The sequence below is a fragment of the Actinomyces sp. AC-20-1 genome (genome assembly GCF_023369555.1).
In the GTDB taxonomy this organism is placed as follows: domain Bacteria; phylum Actinomycetota; class Actinomycetes; order Actinomycetales; family Actinomycetaceae; genus Actinomyces.
In genome coordinates this window covers 15530-39235 of sequence record NZ_JACJVC010000021.1, presented here as the reverse complement: position 1 = coordinate 39235, position 23706 = coordinate 15530, and the positions used below count along the sequence as shown (strand labels likewise).

The following is a 23706-nucleotide window of genomic DNA, read 5'->3' as shown; positions in this document are numbered from 1 at the left end:
GCGCTGGGGGCGTGCCTGCTGCTCGCCGCCGGCGGGCGACGGCCGGCCGGGCGGCGGGGCTGCGGGCGCCGGGGAGGCGCGGCCGCCACCCGATAGGCTGGCCGGGTAGCGCACACACCCCTGTCAAGGAGCAGTCCATGAGCCGCCTGAGCGACGCCGACGTCATCTACACCTGGACCGATGAGGCGCCGATGCTGGCGACCCACTCCCTCCTGCCCGTCGTCGAGGGGTTCCTGGGGGCGGCCGGTGTGAGCGTGGCGACGGCGGACATCTCGCTGGCCGGGCGCGTCATGGCGGCCTTCGGCCTGGCCGACGACGACCTCGCGGCCCTGGGGGCGCTCACCGCCTCCCCGCGCGCGACGATCATCAAGCTGCCCAACGTCTCGGCCTCCGTGCCGCAGCTCAAGGCCGTCATCGCCGAGCTGCAGGCCCAGGGCGTGGACGTGCCCGACTACCCGGACCAGCCCGCCACCGAGGCCGAGCGCGAGACGCGGGCGCGCTACGACGCGGTCAAGGGCAGCGCCGTCAACCCGGTGCTGCGCGAGGGCAACTCGGACCGCCGCGCCCCGCGCGCCGTCAAGGCCTACGCGCGCACGCACCCGCACTCGATGGGCGCCTGGCGCGAGGGCTCCCGCACCCGGGTGGCGACCATGGGGGCGCACGACTTCCGCCACAACGAGCGCAGCGTCGTCGTCCCCGAGGCTGGTGCGCTGCAGATCCGCCTGCTGCCCGCGGACGGCTCCGCCCCGCTCGTCCTGCGCGAGTCGCTGGAGGTGAGCGCCGGGGAGGTCGTGGACGCGACCTTCATGAGCGCCGCCGCGCTCGACGCCTTCCTCGCCCGGCAGGTCGCCGCCGCCAAGGCGGAGGACGTGCTGCTGTCCGTGCACCTCAAGGCCACGATGATGAAGGTCTCGGACCCCATCATCTTCGGCCACGCCGTGCGCGCCGTCCTGCCGCGGACCTTCGCCCGCTACGGCCAGGCGCTTGAGGCCGCCGGGCTGCGGGCCGACGACGGCCTGGGGGCCGTCCTGGCGGGGCTGGACGCGCTGGAGGAGGGCGAGGCGGTGCGGGCCTCGATCGAGGCCGAGATCGCCGCCGGGCCGGCGATCTCCATGGTGGACTCCGACCGGGGCGTCACGAACCTGCACGTGCCCAGCGACGTCATCATCGACGCCTCCATGCCGGCGATGATCCGCGGTGGCGGCACGCTGTGGGACAAGGACGGGGTGCGTCGCGACACGCTCGCCGTCATCCCGGACTCCTCCTACGCGGGCGTCTACCAGGCGGTCATCGAGGACTGCCAGGCCCACGGAGCCCTCGACCCGACGACGTTGGGCACCGTGCCCAACGTCGGCCTCATGGCCCGCAAGGCCGAGGAGTACGGCTCGCACGACAAGACCTTCCTCGTGCCGGCCGCCGGCAGGGTCGAGGTCGTCGTCGCCGAGGGGGCGGGCTGCGAGCCCGGCACGGTCCTGCTCTCGCACGAGGTCGAGGCCGGCGACATCTGGCGCGCCTGCCAGACGCAGGACGCCCCGGCGCGCGACTGGGTGCACCTGGCGGTGGTGCGCGCCCGCGCCACGGGCGCCCCGGCCGTGTTCTGGCTGGACCCCGAGCGCGGCCACGACGCGGTCCTGGCGGGACTGGTCGAGCGCTACCTGGCCGAGGAGGACACCGAGGGCCTGGACATCCGCGTCATGGACCCGGTGGCGGCCACGCGCCTGTCGCTTGAGCGGGCGCGCCGCGGCGAGGACACGATCTCGGTGACCGGCAACGTGCTGCGCGACTACAACACGGACCTGTTCCCGATCCTCGAGGTGGGCACGAGCGCGAAGATGCTCTCAGTGGTGCCGCTGATGAACGGCGGCGGCCTGTACGAGACGGGGGCGGGCGGCTCGGCGCCCAGGCACGTGCGCCAGCTGCTGGAGGAGAACTACCTGCGCTGGGACTCCCTGGGCGAGCTCCTGGCCCTGGCGGAGGCGCTGCGCCACGTCGCCGAGGTCAGCGCGAACGCGCGGGCGGCGGTTCTCGCGGACGCGCTGGACGCGGCGACGACGACGCTGCTGGAGGAGGACCGCTCGCCGGCGCGGCGCCTGGGCTCGGTGGACAACCGCGGCTCGCACGCCTGGCTGGCCCTGTACTGGGCGCGCGAGCTGGCGGCGCAGACGGCGGACGCCGCCCTGGCCGCGCGCTTCGCCCCGGTGGCCGAGCGCCTGGGGGCCGCCAACGAGGCGGTGCAGGCCGAGCTCGTGGCCGTGCAGGGATCGCCGGTGGACATCGGCGGCTACTACCGGCCCGACAGCGCGCTGACGGACGCGGTCATGCGCCCCTCCGCGACGCTCAACGCGATCATCGACGCCCTCTGAGCGGGCGGGAGCGCGCAGGCGACCTGCCCGAGGCGGGCCGGGCGGCGGTAGGCGACGGTCCGGGCCTCGTCGTGACGGTCCGGTTGGACGCAGCAACACTGGCTGCGCTCACTGCACGAGCAGAGGCCGAGGGGCTCACGACGCGGTCGGAGGCTGTGCGCGCAGCTGTTCGCGAGTGGGCTCACGTTGCCTGACATCCATCCGTCAGCCCGGAAGCACTACGCCGCACACGCCCTCGACGACGGGGACGTGCTCTACGCAGCAGAGCACGCGCTCACCTCATGGCCTTTGGACGACGAGGATGACCCACGGCGCTGGCTCATGATCGGGCTTGACCCCGCTGGCCGCCCGCTTGAGGTCATCAGCCTCTTCCTCGAGAGGACGGGTACGAGCTCATCATCCACGCGATGAAGGCACGTCAGCGGCACCTCGGAGTCCTGAGCACCCGTCCCCACTCCACCTCCTGACACAATGGCGCCCGTGAGACGCCCGGACGACCGCAGCACCCCCGCCGCCCCCTGGGCCGCCCCCGCGGCCACCGGCCCCCTCGACGCCGTCGTCGCCCTGCCCGGCTCGAAGTCGCTGACCGCCCGCGCCCTCCTGCTCGCCGCTCTCGCCGACGCCCCCACCACCCTGACCGGGGTGCTGCGCTCACGCGACACCGACCTCATGCGCGAGGCCCTGACCACCCTCGGCGCCCGCTTCACCGAGCTCGACGACGAGGGCACGCGCCTGCACGTGGCCCCCGCCCCGCTGCCCCTGCACGTGGCCACAGGCCCCGACGGCGCGGGCCACGTCGACTGCGGCCTGGCCGGCACGGTCATGCGCTTCGTCCCGCCGCTCGTGCTGCTGGCCGACGCCCCCCTCGTCCTCGACGGCGACGAGGCCGCCCGCCTGCGCCCCCTGGGCCCCCTGCTCGACGCGCTGGCCCGCCTCGGCGCCGGCGTCGAGCACCTGGGCGCACCCGGCCGCCTGCCGGTGCGCCTGAGCCCGCCCGCAGCCCCGGCGCACAGCCCCTCCCCCACCACGTCCAGCACGGTGGACCTCGACTCCTCCGCCTCCTCCCAGCTCCTCTCCGCGCTCCTGCTCACCGGCTGCCTGCTGCCTGGCGGCCTCGCCGTCACCCCCACTGGCCCGGTCCCCTCGCTGCCGCACGCGGCCATGACCACCGCCGCCCTGCGCGAGCGGGGCCTGGCCGTCACCGAGCCCGACCCCGCCTTGCCCGAGGGGCGGCGCACCTGGCGGGTCGGCCCCGGACGCCCGTCGGGCGGTCGGGTCACCATCGAGCCGGACCTGTCCAACGCCGGCCCCTTCCTGGCCGCCGCCCTCGTCGCCGGCGGGAGCGTCACCGTCCCGGGCTGGCCAACGGCGACGACCCAGGCGGGGGACGCCTGGCGGGACCTGCTGCCCCGGCTGGGCGGCACGCTCACCACCAAGCCCGACGGCGCCGGCACCGTGCGCCTGACCTGCCGCGGCACCGGCCGGCTGAGCGGGATCGACGCCGACCTGTCCGCCGTCGGGGAGCTCGCCCCCACCGTCACCGCCCTGGCCGTCCTCGCCTCGGCCCAGGGCCACGCCTCCCGCCTGACCGGGATCGCGCACCTGCGCGGCCACGAGACCGACCGCCTGGCCGCGCTCGTCGCCGAGGCCCGCCGCCTGGGCGCCACCGCCCGCGAGATCGCCGACGGGATCGAGGTCGACGCCCTGCCCGACGGCGAGCGCCTGGCCCCGGCCCTCCTGCGCGCCTACGCCGACCACCGGATGGCGACCTTCGCCGCCGTCGTCGGCCTGGCCGTGCCCGGCACCGCGCTCGACGACGTCGCCTGCACCGCCAAGACCCTGCCGTCCTTCCCCGCCCTGTGGGAGGCGGTGCTCACCCCGGCCACCACCCCCGCCTCCGCCGCCGTCGCCCCCACCGCCGCCGACCAGAGCGAGGAGCACTGATGGCCCGCCGCGACACCGGCACCGACGACCCGCGCGTGCGCGTGCGCCCCGGCAAGGGCTCGCGCCCGCGCACCAAGCAGCGTCCCGCCCACGCCGACGCCCACCACGGCACCGTCACCCGCATCGACCGCGGCCACTACCGCATCCACCTGGAGCGGGCCGCCCTCACCGAGGACGGCTCGGGCGACATCACGGCGATGAAGGCCCGCGAGCTCGGGCGCGGCAAGGTCGTCGTCGGCGACCGGGTCGCCGTCGTCGGGGACGTGAGCGGACGCAAGGACACGCTCGCCCGGATGGTGCGCGTGGAGCAGCGCCGCACGCTGCTGCGCCGCAGCGCCGAGGACGGTGACGCCGCCGGCACGGAGAGGCCGGTGGTCGCCAACGCGGACCTGCTCGTCATCGTCACCTCCGTCGCCAGCCCCGAGCCGCGCCCGCGCATGATCGACCGCTACCTCGTGGCCGCCTACGACGCCGGCATGGAGCCCCTGCTCGTGCTCACCAAGTCGGACCTGGCCGACGCCGCCGGGCTGCTGGCCCTCTACGAGCCGCTGGGGGTCCGCTCGGTCTCCACCCGCCTGGACCCCTCGAGCCGGGCGGAGGCCTCGCGGGCCAGGGGCGACGGCGTGGAGGCGGTGCGCGAGGTCATCGGTGGGCGCACGAGCGTCTTCGTCGGCCACTCCGGGGTCGGCAAGTCCACCCTCATCAACGCCCTGGTCCCGGGCGCCGACCGGGTGACCGGGCACGTCAACGAGGTCACGGGCCGCGGCCGCCACACCTCGACGAACCTGCAGGCGCTCGAGCTGCCCGGCGGCGGCTGGGTCATCGACACCCCCGGCGTGCGCTCCTTCGGGGTCTCGCACGTGTCCAGCACGGACGTCCTGCGCGGTTTCCCGGACCTGGCCGAGGTCGCCGAGGACTGCCCGCGCGGCTGCACGCACGAGCAGGGGGTCCTCGACTGCGCCCTGGACGCCTGGTGGGGCGCCGCGGGACTCGACGGCGCTGAGCGCGGTCTGCGCCGCTCCCGCGTCGACTCCTTCCGCCGCCTGCTGGCCCCCTCCCTGGAGGCCGAGGACCCGGTACCCTCAACGCACCGCAAGGAGTGGGAGTGAGCAGCGCGTCCGTCACCATCCGCCCGGGCACCCCGGCGGACCTCGAGGCCGTGGCCGGCCTGCTCACCGAGGTGTTCCTGGCCGACCCGCTCATGGGGGCCATCGCGGGCGCCGCCCCCGACCCGCGCGCGGCCCTGGACCACCTGCACCGGGTCGAGCTCACCGACCGCTACCTGTCCACCGACCCTGCCCGGCGTGCGGGCGCCGTCGTCGACCTGGCCGTGGCCGCCGGTGCCGACGGCGAGGAGCGGCTGCTGGGGGTCACGCTGTGGGACGCCCCCGCGGTGGGCGGGGCAGGGGACCCGTCGGGGCCGCTGGGCCCGGGGGACGAGCCCCCTGCGGGCCTCGACCTGGGGCTGCTGGGCGGCGCCTGGGACCTCGTCCTGACCGACGGCGCCCAGTGCGAGGCGGCCCGGCCGCCCGAGCCGCACTGGTACCTGCACATGGTGGCCGTCGCGGCGCGGGCGCGCGGCACCGGCACGGGCACGGCCCTGCTGCGCCACGGCCTGGAGCGCGTGGACGCCCAGGGCGTCGCCGCGCACCTGGAGTCCACCACACCGGGCTCGCGCCGGCTCTACGAGCGCCTCGGCTTCGCTCTGAGGACCGTGCTGGACCATGAGCCACTGCCGGTCTACTGGGCGATGACGCGGGCGGCGCGAGCGTCCGGCCGGGGCTAGGGTGAGGGGCGTGCCCCCGTCCTCGTCCCCTCGTGCGCCCCGCCCCTCGTGGGCGGACCTGTCGACCCGCTCGGCGCTGCCGCCCACGCGCCGCAGGGTGCTCGAGCACGTCGAGTCCTGCGCCGAGGCGGTCACGGCCCTGGAGGTCGCCACGGCGCTGGGCCTGCACCACAACACGGTGCGCGAGCACCTGGACGCCCTCATCTCGGCGGGGTTCGTCGCCTCGCAGAGCCGCGCGACGGGCCGGCGCGGGCGCCCCTCGATCCTGTACTCCTCGACGGCGCCGGACCCCGAGGACGTCCTGGACTCCTACCTCACGCTCCTCGACGTCGTGTGCGAGACCATCGGGACCGACGAGGCGGGGCTGCGCTGCGCCCAGGAGATCGGTCACCGCTGGGCGGTGGTCACTGACGCCCCGGCGGTCCAGGGGCACGCTGACGGCACGCCGCTGAGCGACGAGGAGCGCGTGGCCGCCCTCGAGCCTCACCTGACGAGGATGGGCTTCGCCCCCGAGCCCCACGGCGGCGGGTGCCTCCTGCTGCGCGCCTGCCCCCTGGTGACGCGCTCGAGGACGCCGCACACCCTCGTGTGCGTCATGCACGAGGCCTTCCTCAACGAGGAGCTGCGCCGCAACGACGCCGAGACGGACCCGGGCGGGCAGGGGCGGGCGCGGGTCGCCGTCGAGCCCCTTCGGCCGGACGGCTGCCACCTGTCCCTGGCGGTCTGAGCCCCGGGCGCCGGCCCGGCCGTCGCGGGCGGGGAGGCGCCCCGCTCCGGGTCAGTCGGTGACCTTGAGGACCGCCTTGGCGCCCTTCTCCATGTCGGCGAAGGCGTGGGTGACCATCGGGTAGTGGCCGGCCGCGGGCACGACCGCCTCGACGAAGCCGCCCTGGGCGGGGTGCAGGCCGAGCGCTTGCGAGCCACCGCCCCAGGTCCGCCCCAGCTCATCGGGCCCGCCCAGCATGTAGGCGCCCTCGAGGAAGACCGTGTCGAGCTGCAGCCCGACGACGTGGAAGGAGCAGGCCAGCGACGGCCCGGCGTCGAGCACCCACAGGCGCACCCGCTCGCCCGAGCGGGCCTCGAGGGGCGCCAGGGCGTACTGGAAGGCGACGCCGTTGAAGCACATGAGGTCGGGGGTCTTGGCCGCGACCTTGTCCGCGTCCGTGTCCCCGCCCTCGGGCCCGAGGTAGATCTCGGACTGGATGAGGACGTACTCGCGGTCCACCGGGGCCAGGCCGTCGGGGTCGATGATGACGGCGCCGTGCATCCCGGAGGCCAGGTGCACGCTCATGGGGGCGGTGGAGCAGTGGTAGAGCCAGATGCCGGCGTGGGCGGCGGTGAAGGTGTAGACGAGGCTCTCACCGGGGTTGATGGAGCGCATGACGTCGTCGGGAGGGACGATCCCGGCGTGGAAGTCGATGGAGTGGCTCATCGTGCCCTCGTTGACGAGGGTGATCTCGAAGACGTCGCCGACCCTGCCGCGCAGGACGGGGCCCGGGTAGGTGCCGTTGAAGGTCCACCGGGTCTGGGTGACGCCGGCTCCCACGTAGGCGCCGTCGACCTCGGTGACGGTGAAGGTGTGGCGGTGGGTCGTGACGGCGGGTGCGGGGGCGAGGGCGGCGTCGAAGGGCTCGAAGCCCTCGGGCAGGGGCGCCTGGAGGTCGACCGCCGCGGAGGCCGAGCCGCCCGAGGCGTGGTGGTGGGCGCCGCCGGCGCCGTCGGTGGTGACGTGCAGGACCATGCCCTGGGCGCGGTGGCCGGCGATGGAGCACCAGCCCTCGGTGGCACCGGTGATGACGCCGGCGTCGAGGGTGGTGGAGGCTCCGGCGGCCACCCGCCCGGTGGAGGCGCCGGTGGCCAGGACGAGGTCGTGGACCTGGTCGGAGGTGTTGTCGAGGGTGAGGAGGAGGCGGTCCCCGGCGGCGACGTCGATGGTGTCGGGCACGAAGCGCATGCCGTTGACGCTGACGGTGACCTCGACGGTGCGTCCGGTCGCGGTGACTGTGCCGGTCGTGCCGGTGGTGCTGGGGGCCGGGGCGCGGTTGGCGGCGACGGAGCCGACGACGACGGCCGCGCCGGCGGTGACGAGTCCCAGGAGGGCGCCGCGTCGGTCGGTGGGTCGAGGGCCCTGCGCCTGGGCGGCGTCCGTGCGCTGGGCGGCGGCCACGCTGGGGGCGGTGCCGGCGGTGACGTCGGCCCGCGGGGCCGCCGGGCGCGGGGAGGGCCGGGGCGTGGCGCCGTGGGCTCCGGTGGGGCCTCCGGCCTGGCTGGGCCCGGTGGTGTCACTCATCTCGGTCGTCCTTCTGCTCGGGTCTGGTCGGGGCGGGGACTGCGGCTGAGGCTGCTGGCCGTCCGGGCCCGACGGCGTCGTCGGCCCTCCTGCGGCGGCGGTGCCCGGCCCAGGCGAGCACCATGCCGACCGGGACGTAGGCGGCGCAGGCGCCGGCGACGAGGCCGGTGGCGGCCCTCACGGGCCAGGGCAGGGACGCCGGCACGGCGAGCAGGAGGCAGCTGTTGGCGGCCACGAGCCGGTAGGCGGCGGCCCGGTCCATGATGGCGTTGGCCGCCCGGGTGGCGGCCGGTCCCCCGCCGAGCATGACGGGCGTGAGGTAGGACAGGGCGGCGGCCAGGACCTGGAGGGCGAAGCCGACGGCGAGCGGCACGCGCACGGCGTGGATGACGTCGCGGGCGGCGCCCGGGTCCGCGCCGCCGCTGCCGGCCACGCTCACGCCGGCACCGACCCACAGCACGCAGGCGAGGAGCCAGGCGACGGCGGCGGCCGCGGAGGCGGTGGCGAAGGAGGTCGGGGGCACGCGCCGGGCGGTCCTCCAGGCCGGAACGAGCACGCCCGCGGCACCGGCGAGGTAGACGAGCGCGCCCAGAGCCGCCAGGGGCGCCCAGGCTCCCGCGGTGGCGAGCAGGGCGGTTCCGGCCACGAGGAGCGGCAGGCCCGCCATGGCCCAGCGGGGCGCCTCGGGCTCCATCCTCGTGCGCAGCATCGTGGGCCACAGGACGGTGAGGGTGTCCAGGACGGTGGTGCCGACGAAGCCGAGGAGCATCGTCGTGGTGTGGGCGGTGTAGAGGGCGTCGGAGAGGTCGGCGCGGCCGCGGTCGGCGGCCCAGCTCGTGAGGCAGCCCAGGACGGCGCCGACGGCGAGCAGCACGAGGGCGACGGCGTAGTGCAGGGCGAGGCCGGCCAGGCGCGGGGCGAGGGCGCGCCGGTGCTGGACCGCGATGGCCAGTGCCCCGGCCAGGGCGCTGGCGGTGACGACGCCGACCCCGGCCAGGGCGAGCGGGTCGCGGTCGGTGGTGATGCCGGCCAGGACGAGGACGGTGCCGAGGCTGTGGGCGCCCAGGCGCGTGTCGAGCAGGGTGGCGCCGCCGAGGGCGGGGCGGTGCAGGAGCGTGTCGGCGAAGTGCGCGGACCAGATGGTGATGGCCGAGCCGATGCCGCCCAGGAGGAGGGCGTGCAGGGGAAGCCACTGGCCCCAGGCGCCGAGGGGGCCGGCCAGGACCAGCAGGGCGAGGAGGGCGGCGGCCAGGACCCAGGCGAGGACGACGAGGTTGCGCCGCACCTGGGTGGTGCGACGCGGGCGGCGGGCGCCGGGCGGGGCCGGCGGGGCGGGGGCGCTCGGGGAGGTGCCCAGCCGGGGGCTGATGGGGTGGCTCACAGGGTCGCTCCCGTCCTCACGGACGGCGCGGCCACAGTGTCGGCGGTGTGAGCCGCGCCCGTCGTCGTCCGCACGCCCTGTGCCGAGGGCGCGGTGACCGGGTGCGGCGCCCGGGAGGGCTGGCCGCTGGTGAAGGACCCGGCGGTGAGCACGCGGGTGACGGCCAGGAGCAGGAAGGTGATGACGGCGATGACGCCGAGGGCTCCGCCGACCTGCCAGGGTGCGGCGGCGTCCGCGGCCAGGCCGGCGAGCCGGAGGGCCAGGCCGCCGTGCAGGAGCGCGTAGGGCAGCCACATGGCGCGGTGGTGGGGCAGGCGGCGGTGGATGACCGCAGGGATGATCGTGGGCGCGTGGGCCAGGACCATGGAGAAGGCGAAGCCGAGGGTGAGGCTGTGGATGACGGCCTCGTAGGCGGGGCCGGTGCCCCCGCGCAGGGAGGCGAGGGTCCAGGTGGCGCCGGCGACGGCGAGCCAGAGGTAGCCGGCGAGCATGGAGGCGGCCATGAAGCGGACACCGGCCATGGCGGCGCCGCGGGCGCGCACGGTGCGGCGGGCGACATCGTACCAGGACATGACGACGGCGAGCCCCAGCAGGGCGGCGCCGACGAGGACGTGGGCGGTCTCGACCACGCCCAGGAGACAGGCCCCGAGGACGGCGGCGAGGGACAGGCCCCGCACGGTGCGCTCGACGACCTCGTCGATGAAGGCGATGCGGGCGAGCTCGAGGCGCTCGCCGACGATGGTGAGGGTGGGGAGGAGGAGCCAGAGGGGGACGGCGGCGGTCAGGTCGTCGGGGGCCAGGAGCCAGACGAGGTCGCCCAGGGCGAGGCTGACGGCGCCCAGGGACTCGATGTCGACGGCGGCGGAGGGGGCCCGGCGGCGCACGCGGTGGTAGACGGCGAGCAGGGTGAGGGCTCCGGTGAGGGCGAGTGCGCGGCCCAGGGGCGCGGGGGCGCCGAGCAGGAGGGAGAGGCAGCCGAGGGCGGAGCCGGCGGGGGCGAGGTAGGCCCATGCCCGGCGTGCGGCGACGGCGCGCTCGAGGGCGATGACGGTGCCGAGGAAGCCGACGAGCATGAGGGGGCCGTGGAGGGCGGACAGACGGGCGCTGAGGGTGGCGCCGTCTCCTCCGACGGGGGCCCAGACGCCCAGGCGCAGGAGGGCGGAGTCGAGCCCGGCCAGGAGGCAGGCGGCACCGAGGGCCAGGACGGCGAGGCGCGGAGCCACCTTGTTTCTCACAGTCTGTACCGTAATAAAGTAGGGGGGTGTGCGCCAAGGCGCAGCCTCCCGCTCCCGGGGCGGGGGACGACCACAAGCCTGTGAGCAAGGAGCCCGCCATGAGCGACACCACCACCGAGCCCACCGGGACGACCGGGGCCGCTGAGCCCAGGCTCATCCCCCTTCAGGAGTCCCGCCCCCGCACGGCCGGCGGCTGCGGCTGCGGCGCCCACGGCGACGGGCCCCTCACGCTCGACGCCCGCCCCATCCCGCACCGTCTGCGTCACGCCGCCGTCATCGGCGCCGCCTCGAGCCTCGGGGTCGGCGAGGGCTTCGACCTGCTCGCCCCGCACGTGCCCGGGCCGCTGCTGGCCCAGATCGACCAGCTGCCCCTCACCTTCGAGCACCGCGTGCTCGAGGTCGGCGACGGCCTCGCACGCGTCCACATCCGGCGCACCGCCTGAGCGCACCCGCGGACCGAGCGCCTGGCTATCCTCGAGACATGCCCGCCCTGAGCCGCAGCCCGGTCGTGGACCTGCCCACGCCCGCGCCCTGCGGTGCGCTGCGCGGGCCGGTGCCCGAGCCGCCCACGGCCCTGGCCCGCGGCCCCGTCACCCGGCTCGTGGACCGCTACGGGCGCACGGTGCGTGACCTGCGCCTGTCGGTGACGGACCGCTGCAACCTGCGCTGCACCTACTGCATGCCGGCCCAGGGCCTGCCGTGGCTGGCGACGCCGGACCTGCTCACGGTGGCCGAGATCGCCCGCCTGGCCCGCCTGGCGGTCGAGCGCCTGGGCGTCGAGAGGGTCCGGCTCACCGGCGGGGAGCCGCTGCTGCGCCGCGACCTCGAGGAGGTCGTCGCGGCCGTCGCGGGCCTGCGCACCCGCTCGGGCAGTCCGGTGGACGTGGGGCTGACGACCAACGGGCTGGGCCTGGACAAGCGGGCGGCGGGCCTGCGGGCGGCTGGCCTGGGCAGGGTCAACGTCTCCCTGGACAGCCTCGAGCCGGTCGAGTACGCGGCGCTCACGCGCCGGGACCGTCTCGAGGACGTGCTGCGGGGGATCGCCGCCGCCCAGGAGGCGGGGCTGAGCCCGGTCAAGGTCAACGCCGTCGCGGTCGCGGGGGCCCTTGAGGAGCGGGCGCCGCGGCTGCTGGCGGAGTCGCTGCGCCGGGGGTGGCAGCTGCGCTTCATCGAGCACATGCCGCTGGGGCCGCGCCAGACGTGGCGGCCCCAGGAGGTCGTCGGGCGCGAGGAGGTGCTGCGGGTCCTGGCGGGGGCGGGCTTCCGCCTCGAGGAGGTCGGGCGCGCCGACCGCCGGCCGGCGACCCTGTGGCGGGTGGCGGCGGGCCGGAGCGCGTACGGGAGCCACCCGGCGGGCGTCGTCGGGGTGATCTCCTCGGTGACCGCCCCCTTCTGCTCGGACTGCGACCGCACGCGGGTGACGGCGGACGGCCGGCTCATGACCTGCCTGTTCTCGTCCCGGGAGACGGACCTCAGGGGGCCGATGCGCTCGGGGGCCTCGGACGAGGAGGTCCTCAGGCTCTGGGCCGCGGCGACGTGGGGCAAGCCCCTGGCGCACGGCTGCGACGGGCCGTGGGCCGCGCCGGACGGCTTCGAGCGCCCGGCGCGCACGATGTCCACCATCGGCGGCTGAGGCCCGTGCGGTTGCTACCGTGGGTGCGCCGCAACCAGAGGAGCCCGCATGAGCCCGACCCCGCCGACCTCGATCGAGGTGCACTACTTCGCCGCTGCGGCCGAGGCCGCCGGCCGTCCCCAGGAGCGCCTTGAGGTGGAGGCGGGCACGACCCTCGCCCGGCTGCGCGAGCTGTTGGCCGGGCGCGGCCTGGAGATGGCGACGGTGGTGGGCGTGTCGACCTTCCTCGTCAACTCCCTGTCCACGCCGGCCGACTCGCTCACGCCCTTGGAGGGCGGCGACCGTGTCGACGTCCTGCCGCCCTTTGCGGGCGGCTGAGCCCGCGGCGTCACAGCGGGCGGCTGAGCCCGCGGGCGCGCGTCGTCGGGCTCAGGCGAGGTTGGACCACTGCCGGCTGCCGTCGGCGAAGGTCTGGTGCTTCCACACGGGCAGGCGCCTCTTGACCTCCTCGACGAGGTCGCGCACGGCGTCGAAGGCGGGGGCCCGGTGGTCGGCGCTGACGGCGACGGCGAGGGCCGTCTCACCGACGGCGAGCTCCCCCACGCGGTGGACGACGGCGAGGGCGCGCAGGCCCGGTCGCGCGGCGACCTCGGCGGCGATCTCGGTGACGACGGCACCCGCCGTCGGGTGCGTGTGGTAGGTCAGGCCGGTCACGCCCCGGCCACCGTCGTGGTCACGGACCATGCCGTCGAAGGTGACGACGGCGCCGGCGGCGCGGTGCTCGACGGCCTGAGCGAGCTCGGCCGCGCTGACCTCGTCGGCGGTGACCTCGGCGCGGACGACGACGGCGCTGGGGCGGGGCTGCGTCATGCTTCTCCTCGTGAGGGGCTGGCGGTCCCGGGCACAGGTCCGGGCGCACGGCCCCGACCGTACACGGCGGCCCGGGGCATGATGTCCCCGGGCAGCCTCCCCACCGCGACGGAAGGACCCGAGATGGCTCAGGCTCAGCAGATGCGCTCACCCGAGGACTACCTCGCCCGGCTGCTGGGTACGCTCTCGCCCCTGGCCCCCACCGAGGTCCCGCTGGCCGGCGCCCACGGGCTCGTCCTCGCCGAGGACCTCACCGCCGCCCTGCCCGTGCCGCCCTGGACGAGCTCCGCGATGGACGGCTACGCCGTGCGCGCCGTCGAGACCGTCGGCGCCGACCGGGCCCCCGTGCGCCTGCCGGTCTCGGGCGACGTGCCCGCGGGCACGGCCCCCGGCCCGCTCGCACCTGGCACCGCGATGCGCATCATGACCGGCGCCATGCTGCCCGAGGGCGCCGACGCCGTCGTCCGGGTGGAGGACACGGACCAGCTGCCGGGCCAGGCGCCGCTGCCGCCGGTGGTGGAGGTCCGCACCCCGGCCCGCGTGGGCCTCAACGTGCGCCGGTCCGGTGAGGACGTCGCCGTCGGGGAGCCGGTGGCGAGGGCGGGCACGGCGCTGTCGGGGACGGTCCTGTCCTCCCTGGCCTCGGTGGGCCTGTCCGCCGTGCGGGCCCACCCGCGTCCGCGCGTCGCCGTCGTCTCCACCGGTGCGGAGCTGGTCGACGCCGGCGCCCCCCTGGCTCCGGGCTCGGTCCCCGACTCCAACGGGCTGCTGCTGACGGGCCTGCTCGCGGAGCACGGGGCCCGGGCGGCGGCGCTCCTGCGCGCCGGGGACACGGCGGCGGACCTCGCCCGGGTGCTGCGCGAGGCGGCGGGTGAGGCGGACCTCGTCATCACCTCCGGCGGCGTGTCAGCGGGCGCCTTCGACCCGCTCACCATGCTGGCCGCCTGCCCCGAGCACGGCCGTGGCACGAGCCTGTCCTTCGCGAAGGTGGCGATGCAGCCGGGCAAGCCCCAGGGGCACGGCACGGTGCGCGCTCAGGACGGCCGGCAGGTGCCCGTCATCATGCTCCCGGGCAACCCGGTGAGCGTCCTCGTGTCCTTCACGGCCTTCGTCGCCCCCGCGCTGGCCCTCCTGTCCGGCCACGGCCTCCAGGAGGCGGCCGCCTCGGTGGCGCCGGTCCCCGCCCGCGCGGCAGTGGGGTGGAGGACGGCGGGCGAGCGGCGCCAGTACCTGCCGGTGCGCCTGGTCGCCCCACCGGGCGGCGGGGGCCGGGACCTGCCGGGGGCGCCCGGGGCCGTGGCGCCCGGACCGTGGGTGGCGCCGGTGCACCGGCTGGGCTCCGGCTCGCACCTGGTCGCCTCTCTCGGGGCCGCGCAGGCCCTCGCCGTCGTCGAGGCGCGCACACCCGCCGTCGAGCCGGGCCAGGAGGTCGGCCTCATCGTCCTGAGGCGCCCCGCCTCACCCCTGCCCACCCACCCCGCCCGAGACGGAGAGACCCGTGACTGACCCCTCCCAGATCCGCCTGACCCACCTGGACGAGGCCGGTGCTGCCTACATGGTGGACGTCACCACCAAGCAGCCGACCGTGCGCACCGCGAGCGCGAGCGCCTTCGTCCAGTGCTCCCCGCTGGTGGTCGCCGCCCTGCGCGAGGGCAGCGTCCCCAAGGGCGACGTGCTGGCCGTAGCGCGGGTGGCGGGCATCGCGGCGGCGAAGAGGGTGCCCGACCTGCTGCCGCTGGCGCACGTCATCGGCGTGCACGGGTGCCGTGTCGACCTCGCCGTCGAGGACGGGGGTGTGCGCATCGAGACGACGGTGCGCACGGCGGAGCGCACAGGCGTGGAGATGGAGGCGCTGACGGCCGCGACGGTGGCGGGCCTGGCGGTCGTGGACATGGTCAAGGGGGTGGACCGCTCGGTGTGCCTGCGCGAGGCGAGGGTGACGGCGAAGTCGGGGGGCCGCTCGGGCGACTGGGTCCGTGCGGCCGACGACGAGGGCTGAGGCGGTGCACCGGGCCGGGGCCGGTGGCCCGCCCGCGGGCGCGCCGGTGCTCGCGCCCACCGCCGTCGGGGCGGGGGGCCTGGACGTCGTCGTGCTCGCGGGCGGCACGGGCGCGCGCCTGGGCGGGGTCTCCAAGCCCGACGTCGTGGCGCGCGGGGGCCGTCTCATCGACCACGTGCTCCGGGGTCTGGACAGCCTGCGCGGCCCGCTGGCGCTGGGCGGGGTCGTCGTCGTGGCCCCTGAGGACGTGTCCCTGCCCGACGGCGTGCTGCGGGCGCTGGAGGACCCGCCGCTGGGCGGGCCCGTGGCGGGGGCGGGGGCGGGCCTGCTCGCCCTGCGCGCCGAGGGGCGCGCGCCCGCCCCGACGACGGCCCTGCTCGCCTGCGACGCACCCGAGGCGTGGCGGGCCCTGCCGGTGCTCGCGGCCCGCCTGGCAGCCTCACCGGGGGCGGACGGGGCGGTGAGCGTGGACGGCGCCCACCGCCAGTACCTCGTCGGCGTCTACCGCACGGGTCCTCTGGCTGCGGTCGTCGCACCCGGCGGGGCGCCGCTGCGCGACGTGGCGGTCAGGCGCGCGCTCGGGGCGCTGGTGCTCCTCGAGGCGGACCTGGGGGCGCTGCGGGGCGTGGGGCGGGACCTGGACACCTGGGAGGAGGTCGCCGCCTGGGAGCGGGGCGGTTGAGGGGCCGACCGTGCTCAGTGGTCGCCGCCGCCGAGCTGCTCGAGGACGTGGGGCACGAGCGGACCGATGACTCCGACCGCGTCCTTGACCCCGCCGCGTGAGCCGGGGGCGTTGACGACGAGGGCGCCGTCGGCCCGGCGGCTCGTGACGCCGACGAGGCCGCGCGAGAGCCCGGCCAGCGGGGTCTTGGTCAGGCCGTGGGCGCGGACCTGGGCCTCGAGGCCCTCGAGGCGGGTGGCGAGCAGCGGGGCGGTCGCCTCGGGGGTGAGGTCGTAGGGGGTGACGCCGGTGCCGCCGGCGGTCAGGACGACGCGGGCGCCGTCGGCGACGGCGCTGCGGATGGCGGCCCTCACGGCCTCGACGTCGTCGGGGACGACGACGACCGTGTCGACGACGACGCCGTGCTCGCCGAGCAGGCGCTGGGCGAGCGGGCCCGAGGAGTCCTCCCGCTGGCCGCGGGCGCAGCGGTCGGAGACGGTGATGACGGCGCCGCGGACGGGTGCCTCGAGGGGCATGAGAGCCTTCTGGACGACGGCGTCGGCGTCGGGCTGAGCGGCCGGCTGGGGGGTGGGCTGGGGGGACGTGCGCATGGTCACACCGTAGACGTTCACGCCCGGAGGGCCGGCCCCACCGGCAGGCACCCCGCGGATGTGTCCGCCGTCACTTATTTGCGCATGAGCACATGACTTAATGCGATGCGGTCCGTGAAAAACACACGGCGGGGAAACCGCGCTGTTCCAGGACAAACGTCCACCCAGCGCACCCCAGCGGCACCGCGCCCATCATGGCAGGGAGCCGTCCCCACCCCCTCGATCCCCCTCGGCGCCCGTCTCCGCGCGGCGCGTCAGTCAGGAGCACTCATGAGCAGCACCGACGGGCAGGACCTGCCCGCTCTCGACACCTCGGGCACGGTCCTGCGCGGCTGGAACCCCGAGGACCCCGAGCGCTGGAGCTCCCGGATCGCGTGGACGACCCTGGCCATCACGACCTTCTCGCTCATGCTCGGCTTCACCGTCTGGTTCCTGCCCAGCGCCATCGCACCGCGCCTGAACGAGATCGGCTTCGACCTGAGCAAGAACGAGATCTACTGGATCACCTCGATGCCGGGCCTGTCCTGCGGCGCCCTCAGGCTCATCTACATGTTCCTGCCCGCCACCATCGGCTCGCGCAAGATGATCGGCTGGTCCTCCCTCCTCTTCGTCCTGCCGATGCTCGGCTGGTTCTTCGCCGTGCAGGACCCCGGCACCTCCTTCGGCGTGCTGCTGGGCCTCGCCTTCACCTGCGGCATCGGCGCCGCCACCTTCTCCGGCTACATGCCCTCCACCGGCTTCTACTTCCCCAAGCGCCTGCAGGGCACGGCCCTGGGCCTGCAGGGCGGCCTGGGCAACATGGGCATGAGCGTCATCCAGCTCGCCACCCCCGTCCTGCTGAGCACCTCCCTGCTGAGCCTGACCTGGGTCGCCCCCTTCGAGGAGGGCGCACCGATGGTCGTCAACGCCACCGTCTTCTTCCTGCCCTGGTCCCTCGTCGCAGCCGTCCTGGCCTTCCGCTTCATCAAGGACGTGCCGGTCAAGGCCAACGTCAGGCAGCAGCTCGACATCTTCGGCAACCCCGACACCTGGCTCATGACCGTCCTCTACATCATGACCTTCGGCATCTTCTCCGGCTTCGCCGCGCAGACCGCCAACATCATCAACAACACCTACGGCGCCTCCTCCGCCCTCGCCGAGACCCTGGCCGCCACGGACCTGCCCAAGGGCGCCTCCTACGCCTTCATCGGCACCCTCATCGGCTCCTTCCTCCGCTTCGCCTGGGGCCCCCTGTGCGACCGCTTCGGCGGCGCCATCTGGACCTTCGTCTCCGCCATCGGCATGGCCGCCTCCATGGCCTTCTGCGGCTTCCAGGCCGCCACCGCGGACTCGCCCGGAGACTTCCCCGTCTTCATGGCCGGCCTGCTCACCATGTTCTTCTTCGCCGGGGTCGGCAACGCCTCCACCTTCAAGCAGATGCCGATGATCATGCCCAAGCGGCAGGCGGGCGGAGCGATCGGCTTCACCGCCGCCGTCGCCTCGCTGGGCCCCTTCCTCGTCGGCATCGCGCTGACCGTCATCGAGACCTCCGTCTTCTTCTACGGCTGCGCGGCCTTCTGCGTCCTGTGCGCCGTCATCTGCTGGGTCCGCTACGCCCGTCCCAACGCCAAGCGCCCGGGCTGAGCCCCGCCCACCGCCCCCTCACGCACGCCAAGGAACCGAGATGACCGCTCCCACCGACCCCGTCGCCCCCAGCCCCGGAGCCCCCGTCGAGTCCGTGCCCGGCCTGTTCAAGATGGGCTCCTACCTGCGCCGCGGCACGCCCTCCGCCGACGCCCGCCGCCTCTTCCTCGAGGGCGGGCGCGAGGCCGACACCTTCTACCGCCACCGCTGGAGCCACGACAAGATGGTCCACTCCACCCACGGGGTGAACTGCACGGGCTCGTGCGCCTGGGAGGTCTACGTCACCGACGGCGTCATCACCTGGGAGAAGCAGATCACCGACTACCCCACCACCGGGCCGGACATGCCCGAGTACGAGCCCCGCGGCTGCCCCCGCGGCGCCGCCTTCTCCTGGTACACCTACTCCCCCACCCGCATCCGCTACCCCTACGTGCGCTCCGTCCTGCTCGACGCCTTCCGCGCCGCCAGGAAGCGGCACGACGGCGACGCCGTCGCCGCCTGGGCCGAGGTCACCGGGGACCCCGAGACCTCCCGCGCCTACAAGTCCGCCCGCGGCAAGGGCGGCATGGTCCGGGTCGGCTGGGACGAGGCCATGGACATCATCGCCGCCGCCTACGTCCACACGATCCGCACCTGGGGCCCGGACCGCTGCGCCGGCTTCTCCGTCATCCCCGCCATGTCGATGATCTCCTACGGGGCGGGCGCCCGCTTCCACGAGCTCATCGGCGGCACCATGCTGTCCTTCTACGACTGGTACGCGGACCTGCCGCCCGCCTCGCCCCAGGTCTTTGGCGACCAGACGGACGTGCCCGAGGCCGGCGACTGGTACAACGCCCAGTACCTCATCATGTGGGGCTCGAACCTGCCCCTGACCCGCACCCCCGACGCCCACTTCATGACCGAGGCCCGCTACCACGGGCAGAAGGTCGTCGGCGTGTCCCCCGACTACGCCGAGAACACGAAGTTCGTCGACCAGTGGCTGCGCGTGGCCCCCGGCACCGACGGCGCGCTGGCCATGGCCATGGGACACGTCATCCTCAGCGAGTTCCACGTCGGACGGCGCGAGCCCTTCTTCCTGGACTACATGCGCCGCCACACCGACTCGCCCTTCCTCGTCGAGCTCGTCGACTCCCCCGACGCCACCGGCACCGTCCCCGGCCGCTTCGTCACCGCCGACGAGGTCGACGGCGTCGCCGAGGGCATGCCGAGCAACAGCTTCCGCCCCCTCGTGTGGGACCGCGAGCGCGGCCCCCAGGACCCCGGGGGAACGCTCGCCGACCGCTTCAACCCGGAGGGCATGGGCCGGTGGAACCTGCTCATGGAGGGCCTGGACCCGGTGATGAGCATCGAGGAGCTGCGCACCGCCGGCCACGAGGTCGAGGCCACCGAGATCCTGCTGCCGCGCTTCGACCTGCCCGGCTCCCAGACCCCCACCGGCACGGTGGGCGGCGGCGTCGTGCGCCGCGGAGTGCCCGCCACCCGCCTGGCCGACGGCCGCCTCGTGACCACCGTCTACGACCTGCTGCTCGCCAACTACGCCGTCCAGCGACCCGGCCTGCCCGGCCAGTGGCCCGAGGACTACCACGACGCGACCGTGCCCGGCACCCCGGCCTGGGCCAGCGAGCTCACCGGCGTGGCCGCCCCCGCAGCCATCCGCGTGGCCCGTGAGTTCGCCCAGAACGCCATCGAGTCCGGCGGCCGCTCCCAGGTCCTCATGGGCGCGGGCATCAACCACTACTACCACGCCGACGAGATCTACCGGACGATCCTGGCACTGACCTCCATGTGCGCCACCCAGGGCGTCAACGGCGGCGGCTGGGCGCACTACGTCGGACAGGAGAAGGTCCGCCCCGTCTCGGGCTGGCAGCAGTGGGCCTTCGCCCTCGACTGGCAGCGACCCGCCCGCCAGATGATCTCCACCGGATTCTGGTACCTCACGACCGACCAGTGGCGCTACGACGACACCCCGGCGGAGCGCCTGGCCTCCCCGCTGGGCGCCGGCACCCTGGCCGGCAAGACCGTCTCGGACACGATGGTCGAGGCGATGAAGCGCGGCTGGACGCCGTCGTACCCCACCTTCAACCGCAGCCCCCTGCTGCTGGGCCAGCAGGCCCGCGAGGCCGGCATGGACCCGAAGGAGTACGTCGTCGACCAGCTGCGCAAGGGCGAGCTGCGCTTCGCCTGCGAGGACCCGGACGCCGAGGAGAACTTCCCGCGCGTCCTCGCCTCCTGGCGCACGAACCTGCTCGGCTCCTCCGCCAAGGGCACCGAGTTCTTCCTGCGCCACATGGTGGGGGCCGACAACGACGTCAACGCCACCGAGACGCCCGAGGGCCGCCGCCCGTCCTCGATGACGTGGCGCGACGAGGCCCCCCAGGGCAAGCTCGACCTCATGTGGACCGCGGACTTCCGCAACACCTCCACCACCCTGCACTCCGACGTCGTGCTGCCCGCCGCCACCTGGTACGAGAAGTACGACCTGTCGACCACGGACATGCACCCCTTCATCCACTCCTTCAACATGGCGATCAACCCGCCGTGGGAGGCGCGCAGCGACTTCGACATCTACCAGCAGCTCGCCCGGATGGTCTCCGAGTGGGCCCCGACGTACCTGGGCACCCAGACGGACGTCGTCGCCGCCCCGCTCAACCACGACACCCCCGACGCCCTGACGATGGCGCACGGCGACGTGTCCTCCATGCCCAACGACTGGGTCCCGGGCGTGACGATGCCCAAGCTCGTGCCCGTCGAGCGCGACTACACGCAGGTCCTCAACAAGTTCAACGCGCTGGGCCCGCTGGTGGAGAGGCTCGGCCTGCCCACCAAGGGCATCGCCCTCGTGCCGGACAAGGAGATGGGCCGCCTGGCGGCCGCCCACGGCACCGGCAGCGGCGCCGCCGAGGGCCGCCCGCTGGTGGACACGCCCATCCGCGCCGGCGACGGCGTCATGCACATGTCCGGCGCGACCAACGGGCGCGTGGCCACCGAGGGGTGGCGGACACTGTCCCAGCGCACCGGCACCGGGCTGGTCGAGCTGAGCGAGGAGGAGGCCGGCAAGCTCGTGACCTTCGCCGACACGCAGGTCAAGCCGCAGCCGGTCATCACGACGCCGGAGTGGTCCGGCTCGGAGCACGGCGGGCGCCGCTACAGCGCCTTCGTCGTCAACGTCGAGCACGCCAAGCCCTGGCACACGCTCACCGGCCGCATGCACTACTACCTCGACCACGACTGGCTGCGGGACATGGGCGAGTGCCTGCCCCAGTTCCGCCCGCCGCTGGACTTCACGAGCCTGTACGGGGAGGCCGCCCCCGGCACCGTCTCCACGGCGCGCTCCGGCGAGCTCCAGGTCGCGGTGCGCTACCTCACCGTCCACAACAAGTGGGCGATCCACTCCCAGTACTACGACAACCTGCACATGCTCACCCTGGGGCGCGGCGGCCAGACCGTGTGGATGAGCCCGGCCGACGCCGCCAAGATCGGCGTGCGCGACAACGAGTGGATCGAGGCGACCAACCGCAACGGCATCGTGGCGGCGCGCGCCATCGTCTCCCACCGCATCCCCGAGGGCACGGTGTTCATGCACCACGCCCAGGAGCGCACGATGAACACCCCGCTGACCGAGGGCTCGGGACGCCGCGGCGGCACCCACAACTCCATGACCCGCATCGTGCTCAAGCCGAGCCACTTCGCCGGCGGCTACGCCCAGCTGTCCTACGCCTTCAACTACATCGGCCCCACCGGCAACAACCGCGACGAGGTCACCGTCATCCGTCGTCGCAGCAACCAGGAGGTGACCTTCTGATGAAGGTGATGGCCCAGATCGCGATGGTGATGAACCTCGACAAGTGCATCGGCTGCCACACGTGCTCCGTCACGTGCAAGCAGGCGTGGACGAACCGCGAGGGCACCGAGTACATGTGGTTCAACAACGTCGAGACCCGCCCCGGCGTCGGCTACCCCAAGGGCTGGGAGGACCAGGAGCGCTGGCGGGGCGGCTGGACGCGCAGCGCCGGCGGCCGCCTCGTGCCCCGCTCGGGCGGGCGCCTGCGCCGTCTGGCCCAGATCTTCGCCAACCCGGACATGCCCACGGTCGAGGACTACTACGAGCCCTGGACCTACGAGTACGACAAGCTCCTGTCCGCCCCGAAGGACTCCCCCGCCCTGCCCGTGGCCCGCGCCAGGAGCCAGCTGACGGGCGAGTACATGCCCACCATCCAGTGGGGCCCGAACTGGGACGACGACCTGGGCGGCTCCACCGAGACCCTGCAGGACGACCCCGTCCTGCAGGCCATGGGCCGCAAGGTCGAGACGAGCATCGACCAGACCTTCATGTTCTACCTGCCGCGCATCTGCGAGCACTGCCTCAACCCCACCTGCGTGTCCGCCTGCCCCTCGGGCGCGATGTACAAGCGCACCGAGGACGGCATCGTGCTCGTCGACCAGGACGCCTGCCGCGGCTGGCGCATGTGCGTGAGCGCCTGCCCCTACAAGAAGGTCTACTTCAACCACGCCACCGGCAAGGCCGAGAAGTGCACCCTGTGCTACCCGCGCCTGGAGGCGGGCCTGCCAACCGTGTGCTCCGAGACCTGCGTCGGGCGTCTGCGCTACCTCGGCGTCCTGCTCTACGACGCCGACCGCGTCTCCCAGGCCGCCGCCGTGCCGGACCCGCAGGACCTGTACATGGCCCAGCGCGAGATCCTCCTCGACCCGCGCGACCCGCAGGTCATCGCCGCCGCCCGCGCCGAGGGCGTGCCCGAGTCGTGGATCACGGCCGCCCAGGACTCGCCCGTGTGGGACCTCATCTCCACCTACGAGGTGGCCCTGCCCCTGCACCCCGAGTACCGCACCATGCCGATGGTCTGGTACATCCCGCCGCTGTCTCCCGTGGTCGACGAGGTCGCGGCCGCCGGCCTGGACGGGGAGGACCACCGGGTCCTGCTCACGGCCGTGTCCGAGATGCGCATCCCGCTGGAGTACCTGGCCGCCCTGCTGACCGCGGGGGACACGGACCCGGTGGAGAGGGTCCTGCGCCGCCTGGCCGCGATGCGCTCGCACATGCGCGAGGTGCGCCTGGGGCGCGAGCCCGATGAGCGGATCGCCGGCGCCGTCGGCATGGACGGCGCGCAGGTGGAGGCCATGTACCGCCTGCTGGCCATCGCCAAGTACGACGACCGCTACGTCGTGCCGACGGCCACCCCGGAGGTGCCGCGCGGCATGACGGCCATGGGTGAGGACGTGCGCACGCTCCTGGGGGCGGGCGCGCCCGAGGCCTGCGGGTCCGTCGTCGGGCAGTCCGCATCAGTGTCCCTGCCGCTGCCGCGGGTGCGTCGCGAGAGCGTCCCTGCGGCCGGCCCCGCCGGGCGCTGAGCC

Annotated in this window: 20 protein-coding genes; 15 read left to right on the top strand and 5 right to left on the bottom strand. The window is 74.9% G+C overall.

All coding sequences use genetic code 11. The annotated features are described in order from the left end of the window. Positions 1-137 precede the first annotated feature (137 nt). The 6 genes from H6X67_RS10495 (at position 138) to H6X67_RS10470 (ending at position 6820) form a co-directional block, all read left to right on the top strand. The gene (locus H6X67_RS10495; protein WP_249368972.1) at positions 138-2363 is read left to right on the top strand and encodes an NADP-dependent isocitrate dehydrogenase; all 2226 of its coding nucleotides are present in this window, start codon (positions 138-140) and stop codon (positions 2361-2363) included. 71 nt (positions 2364-2434) lie between these two features. Then, positions 2435-2557, top strand: a complete 123-nt coding sequence (locus tag H6X67_RS10490) for a ribbon-helix-helix protein, CopG family (RefSeq protein WP_249368971.1) — start codon at positions 2435-2437, stop codon at positions 2555-2557. A 286-nt stretch (positions 2558-2843) separates the two neighbouring features. Beyond that, the gene (gene aroA, locus H6X67_RS10485; RefSeq protein WP_249435528.1) at positions 2844-4307 is read left to right on the top strand and encodes a 3-phosphoshikimate 1-carboxyvinyltransferase; all 1464 of its coding nucleotides are present in this window, start codon (positions 2844-2846) and stop codon (positions 4305-4307) included. Next, on the top strand, positions 4307-5416 hold the full coding sequence (gene rsgA / locus H6X67_RS10480; RefSeq protein WP_249369762.1) for a ribosome small subunit-dependent GTPase A: 1110 nt from the start codon (positions 4307-4309) through the stop codon (positions 5414-5416). Before aroA ends, rsgA begins: the two co-directional genes overlap by 1 nt. Continuing rightward, positions 5413-6093 (top strand): GNAT family N-acetyltransferase, encoded by a 681-nt coding sequence (locus H6X67_RS10475; protein WP_249369764.1) that lies wholly within the window; start codon positions 5413-5415, stop codon positions 6091-6093. The genes rsgA and H6X67_RS10475 overlap by 4 nt, the downstream gene beginning before the upstream one ends. A 10-nt stretch (positions 6094-6103) precedes the next feature. Beyond that, positions 6104-6820: a helix-turn-helix transcriptional regulator gene (locus H6X67_RS10470; protein ID WP_249369766.1), complete on the top strand. Its 717-nt coding sequence runs from the start codon at positions 6104-6106 to the stop codon at positions 6818-6820. 51 nt (positions 6821-6871) lie between these two features. Here the strand turns inward: H6X67_RS10470 and H6X67_RS10465 are convergent, their stop codons facing one another. From H6X67_RS10465 to H6X67_RS10455, 3 genes are read right to left on the bottom strand one after another with little or no spacing between them, the layout of a single operon-like run. Then, positions 6872-8383: a multicopper oxidase domain-containing protein gene (locus H6X67_RS10465; protein WP_249369768.1), complete on the bottom strand. Its 1512-nt coding sequence runs from the start codon at positions 8381-8383 to the stop codon at positions 6872-6874. Continuing rightward, entirely contained in the window at positions 8376-9764 is a 1389-nt protein-coding gene (locus tag H6X67_RS10460) for a hypothetical protein (RefSeq protein WP_249435527.1), read from the bottom strand. The genes H6X67_RS10465 and H6X67_RS10460 overlap by 8 nt, the downstream gene beginning before the upstream one ends. Continuing rightward, the gene (locus H6X67_RS10455; RefSeq protein WP_249369794.1) at positions 9761-10999 is read right to left on the bottom strand and encodes a DUF8744 domain-containing protein; all 1239 of its coding nucleotides are present in this window, start codon (positions 10997-10999) and stop codon (positions 9761-9763) included. The genes H6X67_RS10460 and H6X67_RS10455 overlap by 4 nt, the downstream gene beginning before the upstream one ends. 98 nt (positions 11000-11097) lie before the next feature. Between H6X67_RS10455 and H6X67_RS10450 the strand changes: the two genes are divergently transcribed. The 3 genes from H6X67_RS10450 to H6X67_RS10440 are packed head-to-tail and all read left to right on the top strand — an operon-like array spanning position 11098 to position 12950. After that, entirely contained in the window at positions 11098-11442 is a 345-nt protein-coding gene (locus tag H6X67_RS10450) for a DUF2249 domain-containing protein (protein ID WP_249369796.1), read from the top strand. A 38-nt stretch (positions 11443-11480) separates the two neighbouring features. Further along, the gene (gene moaA, locus H6X67_RS10445; protein ID WP_249369798.1) at positions 11481-12632 is read left to right on the top strand and encodes a GTP 3',8-cyclase MoaA; all 1152 of its coding nucleotides are present in this window, start codon (positions 11481-11483) and stop codon (positions 12630-12632) included. A gap of 48 nt (positions 12633-12680) precedes the next feature. After that, entirely contained in the window at positions 12681-12950 is a 270-nt protein-coding gene (locus H6X67_RS10440; protein WP_249369800.1) for a MoaD/ThiS family protein, read from the top strand. A gap of 51 nt (positions 12951-13001) precedes the next feature. Here the strand turns inward: H6X67_RS10440 and H6X67_RS10435 are convergent, their stop codons facing one another. Continuing rightward, positions 13002-13442 carry a molybdenum cofactor biosynthesis protein MoaE gene (locus tag H6X67_RS10435; protein ID WP_249369802.1) on the bottom strand — a complete coding sequence of 147 codons (441 nt, stop codon included), beginning with the start codon at positions 13440-13442 and terminating at the stop codon, positions 13002-13004. 123 nt (positions 13443-13565) lie between these two features. On the opposite strand from H6X67_RS10435, the gene H6X67_RS10430 reads away from it, so the two are divergent. The 3 genes from H6X67_RS10430 to mobA are packed head-to-tail and all read left to right on the top strand — an operon-like array spanning position 13566 to position 16123. Then, the gene (locus H6X67_RS10430; protein WP_249435526.1) at positions 13566-14948 is read left to right on the top strand and encodes a molybdopterin molybdotransferase MoeA; all 1383 of its coding nucleotides are present in this window, start codon (positions 13566-13568) and stop codon (positions 14946-14948) included. After that, positions 14941-15441 (top strand): cyclic pyranopterin monophosphate synthase MoaC, encoded by a 501-nt coding sequence (moaC, locus tag H6X67_RS10425; protein ID WP_249370013.1) that lies wholly within the window; start codon positions 14941-14943, stop codon positions 15439-15441. The genes H6X67_RS10430 and moaC overlap by 8 nt, the downstream gene beginning before the upstream one ends. 46 nt (positions 15442-15487) lie before the next feature. Continuing rightward, positions 15488-16123, top strand: coding sequence for a molybdenum cofactor guanylyltransferase (mobA, locus tag H6X67_RS10420; RefSeq protein ID WP_249435525.1), 636 nt, complete (start codon positions 15488-15490; stop codon positions 16121-16123). Positions 16124-16137: 14 nt separating this feature from the next. Here the strand turns inward: mobA and H6X67_RS10415 are convergent, their stop codons facing one another. Beyond that, positions 16138-16713, bottom strand: coding sequence for a MogA/MoaB family molybdenum cofactor biosynthesis protein (locus tag H6X67_RS10415; protein ID WP_249376556.1), 576 nt, complete (start codon positions 16711-16713; stop codon positions 16138-16140). Positions 16714-17007: 294 nt separating this feature from the next. On the opposite strand from H6X67_RS10415, the gene H6X67_RS10410 reads away from it, so the two are divergent. From H6X67_RS10410 to narH, 3 genes are read left to right on the top strand one after another with little or no spacing between them, the layout of a single operon-like run. After that, on the top strand, positions 17008-18336 hold the full coding sequence (locus H6X67_RS10410; RefSeq protein ID WP_249369949.1) for an MFS transporter: 1329 nt from the start codon (positions 17008-17010) through the stop codon (positions 18334-18336). Between the two features lie 40 nt (positions 18337-18376). Continuing rightward, positions 18377-22138 (top strand): nitrate reductase subunit alpha, encoded by a 3762-nt coding sequence (locus tag H6X67_RS10405; protein WP_249435524.1) that lies wholly within the window; start codon positions 18377-18379, stop codon positions 22136-22138. Continuing rightward, entirely contained in the window at positions 22138-23703 is a 1566-nt protein-coding gene (narH, locus tag H6X67_RS10400; RefSeq protein ID WP_249368737.1) for a nitrate reductase subunit beta, read from the top strand. The genes H6X67_RS10405 and narH overlap by 1 nt, the downstream gene beginning before the upstream one ends. Positions 23704-23706 lie beyond the last annotated feature (3 nt).

Excerpts from the sequence above, each read along its gene's own strand:
- H6X67_RS10495 (WP_249368972.1), top strand. The coding sequence starts at position 138 with ATGAGCCGCCTGAGCGACGCCGACGTCATCTACACCTGGACCGATGAG.
- rsgA (WP_249369762.1), top strand. The coding sequence starts at position 4,307 with ATGGCCCGCCGCGACACCGGCACCGACGACCCGCGCGTGCGCGTGCGC.
- H6X67_RS10465 (WP_249369768.1), bottom strand. The coding sequence starts at position 8,383 with ATGAGTGACACCACCGGGCCCAGCCAGGCCGGAGGCCCCACCGGAGCC.
- H6X67_RS10450 (WP_249369796.1), top strand. The coding sequence starts at position 11,098 with ATGAGCGACACCACCACCGAGCCCACCGGGACGACCGGGGCCGCTGAG.
- moaA (WP_249369798.1), top strand. The coding sequence starts at position 11,481 with ATGCCCGCCCTGAGCCGCAGCCCGGTCGTGGACCTGCCCACGCCCGCG.
- H6X67_RS10440 (WP_249369800.1), top strand. The coding sequence starts at position 12,681 with ATGAGCCCGACCCCGCCGACCTCGATCGAGGTGCACTACTTCGCCGCT.
- H6X67_RS10435 (WP_249369802.1), bottom strand. The coding sequence starts at position 13,442 with ATGACGCAGCCCCGCCCCAGCGCCGTCGTCGTCCGCGCCGAGGTCACC.
- H6X67_RS10430 (WP_249435526.1), top strand. The coding sequence starts at position 13,566 with ATGGCTCAGGCTCAGCAGATGCGCTCACCCGAGGACTACCTCGCCCGG.
- H6X67_RS10415 (WP_249376556.1), bottom strand. The coding sequence starts at position 16,713 with ATGCGCACGTCCCCCCAGCCCACCCCCCAGCCGGCCGCTCAGCCCGAC.
- H6X67_RS10405 (WP_249435524.1), top strand. The coding sequence starts at position 18,377 with ATGACCGCTCCCACCGACCCCGTCGCCCCCAGCCCCGGAGCCCCCGTC.
- narH (WP_249368737.1), top strand. The coding sequence starts at position 22,138 with ATGAAGGTGATGGCCCAGATCGCGATGGTGATGAACCTCGACAAGTGC.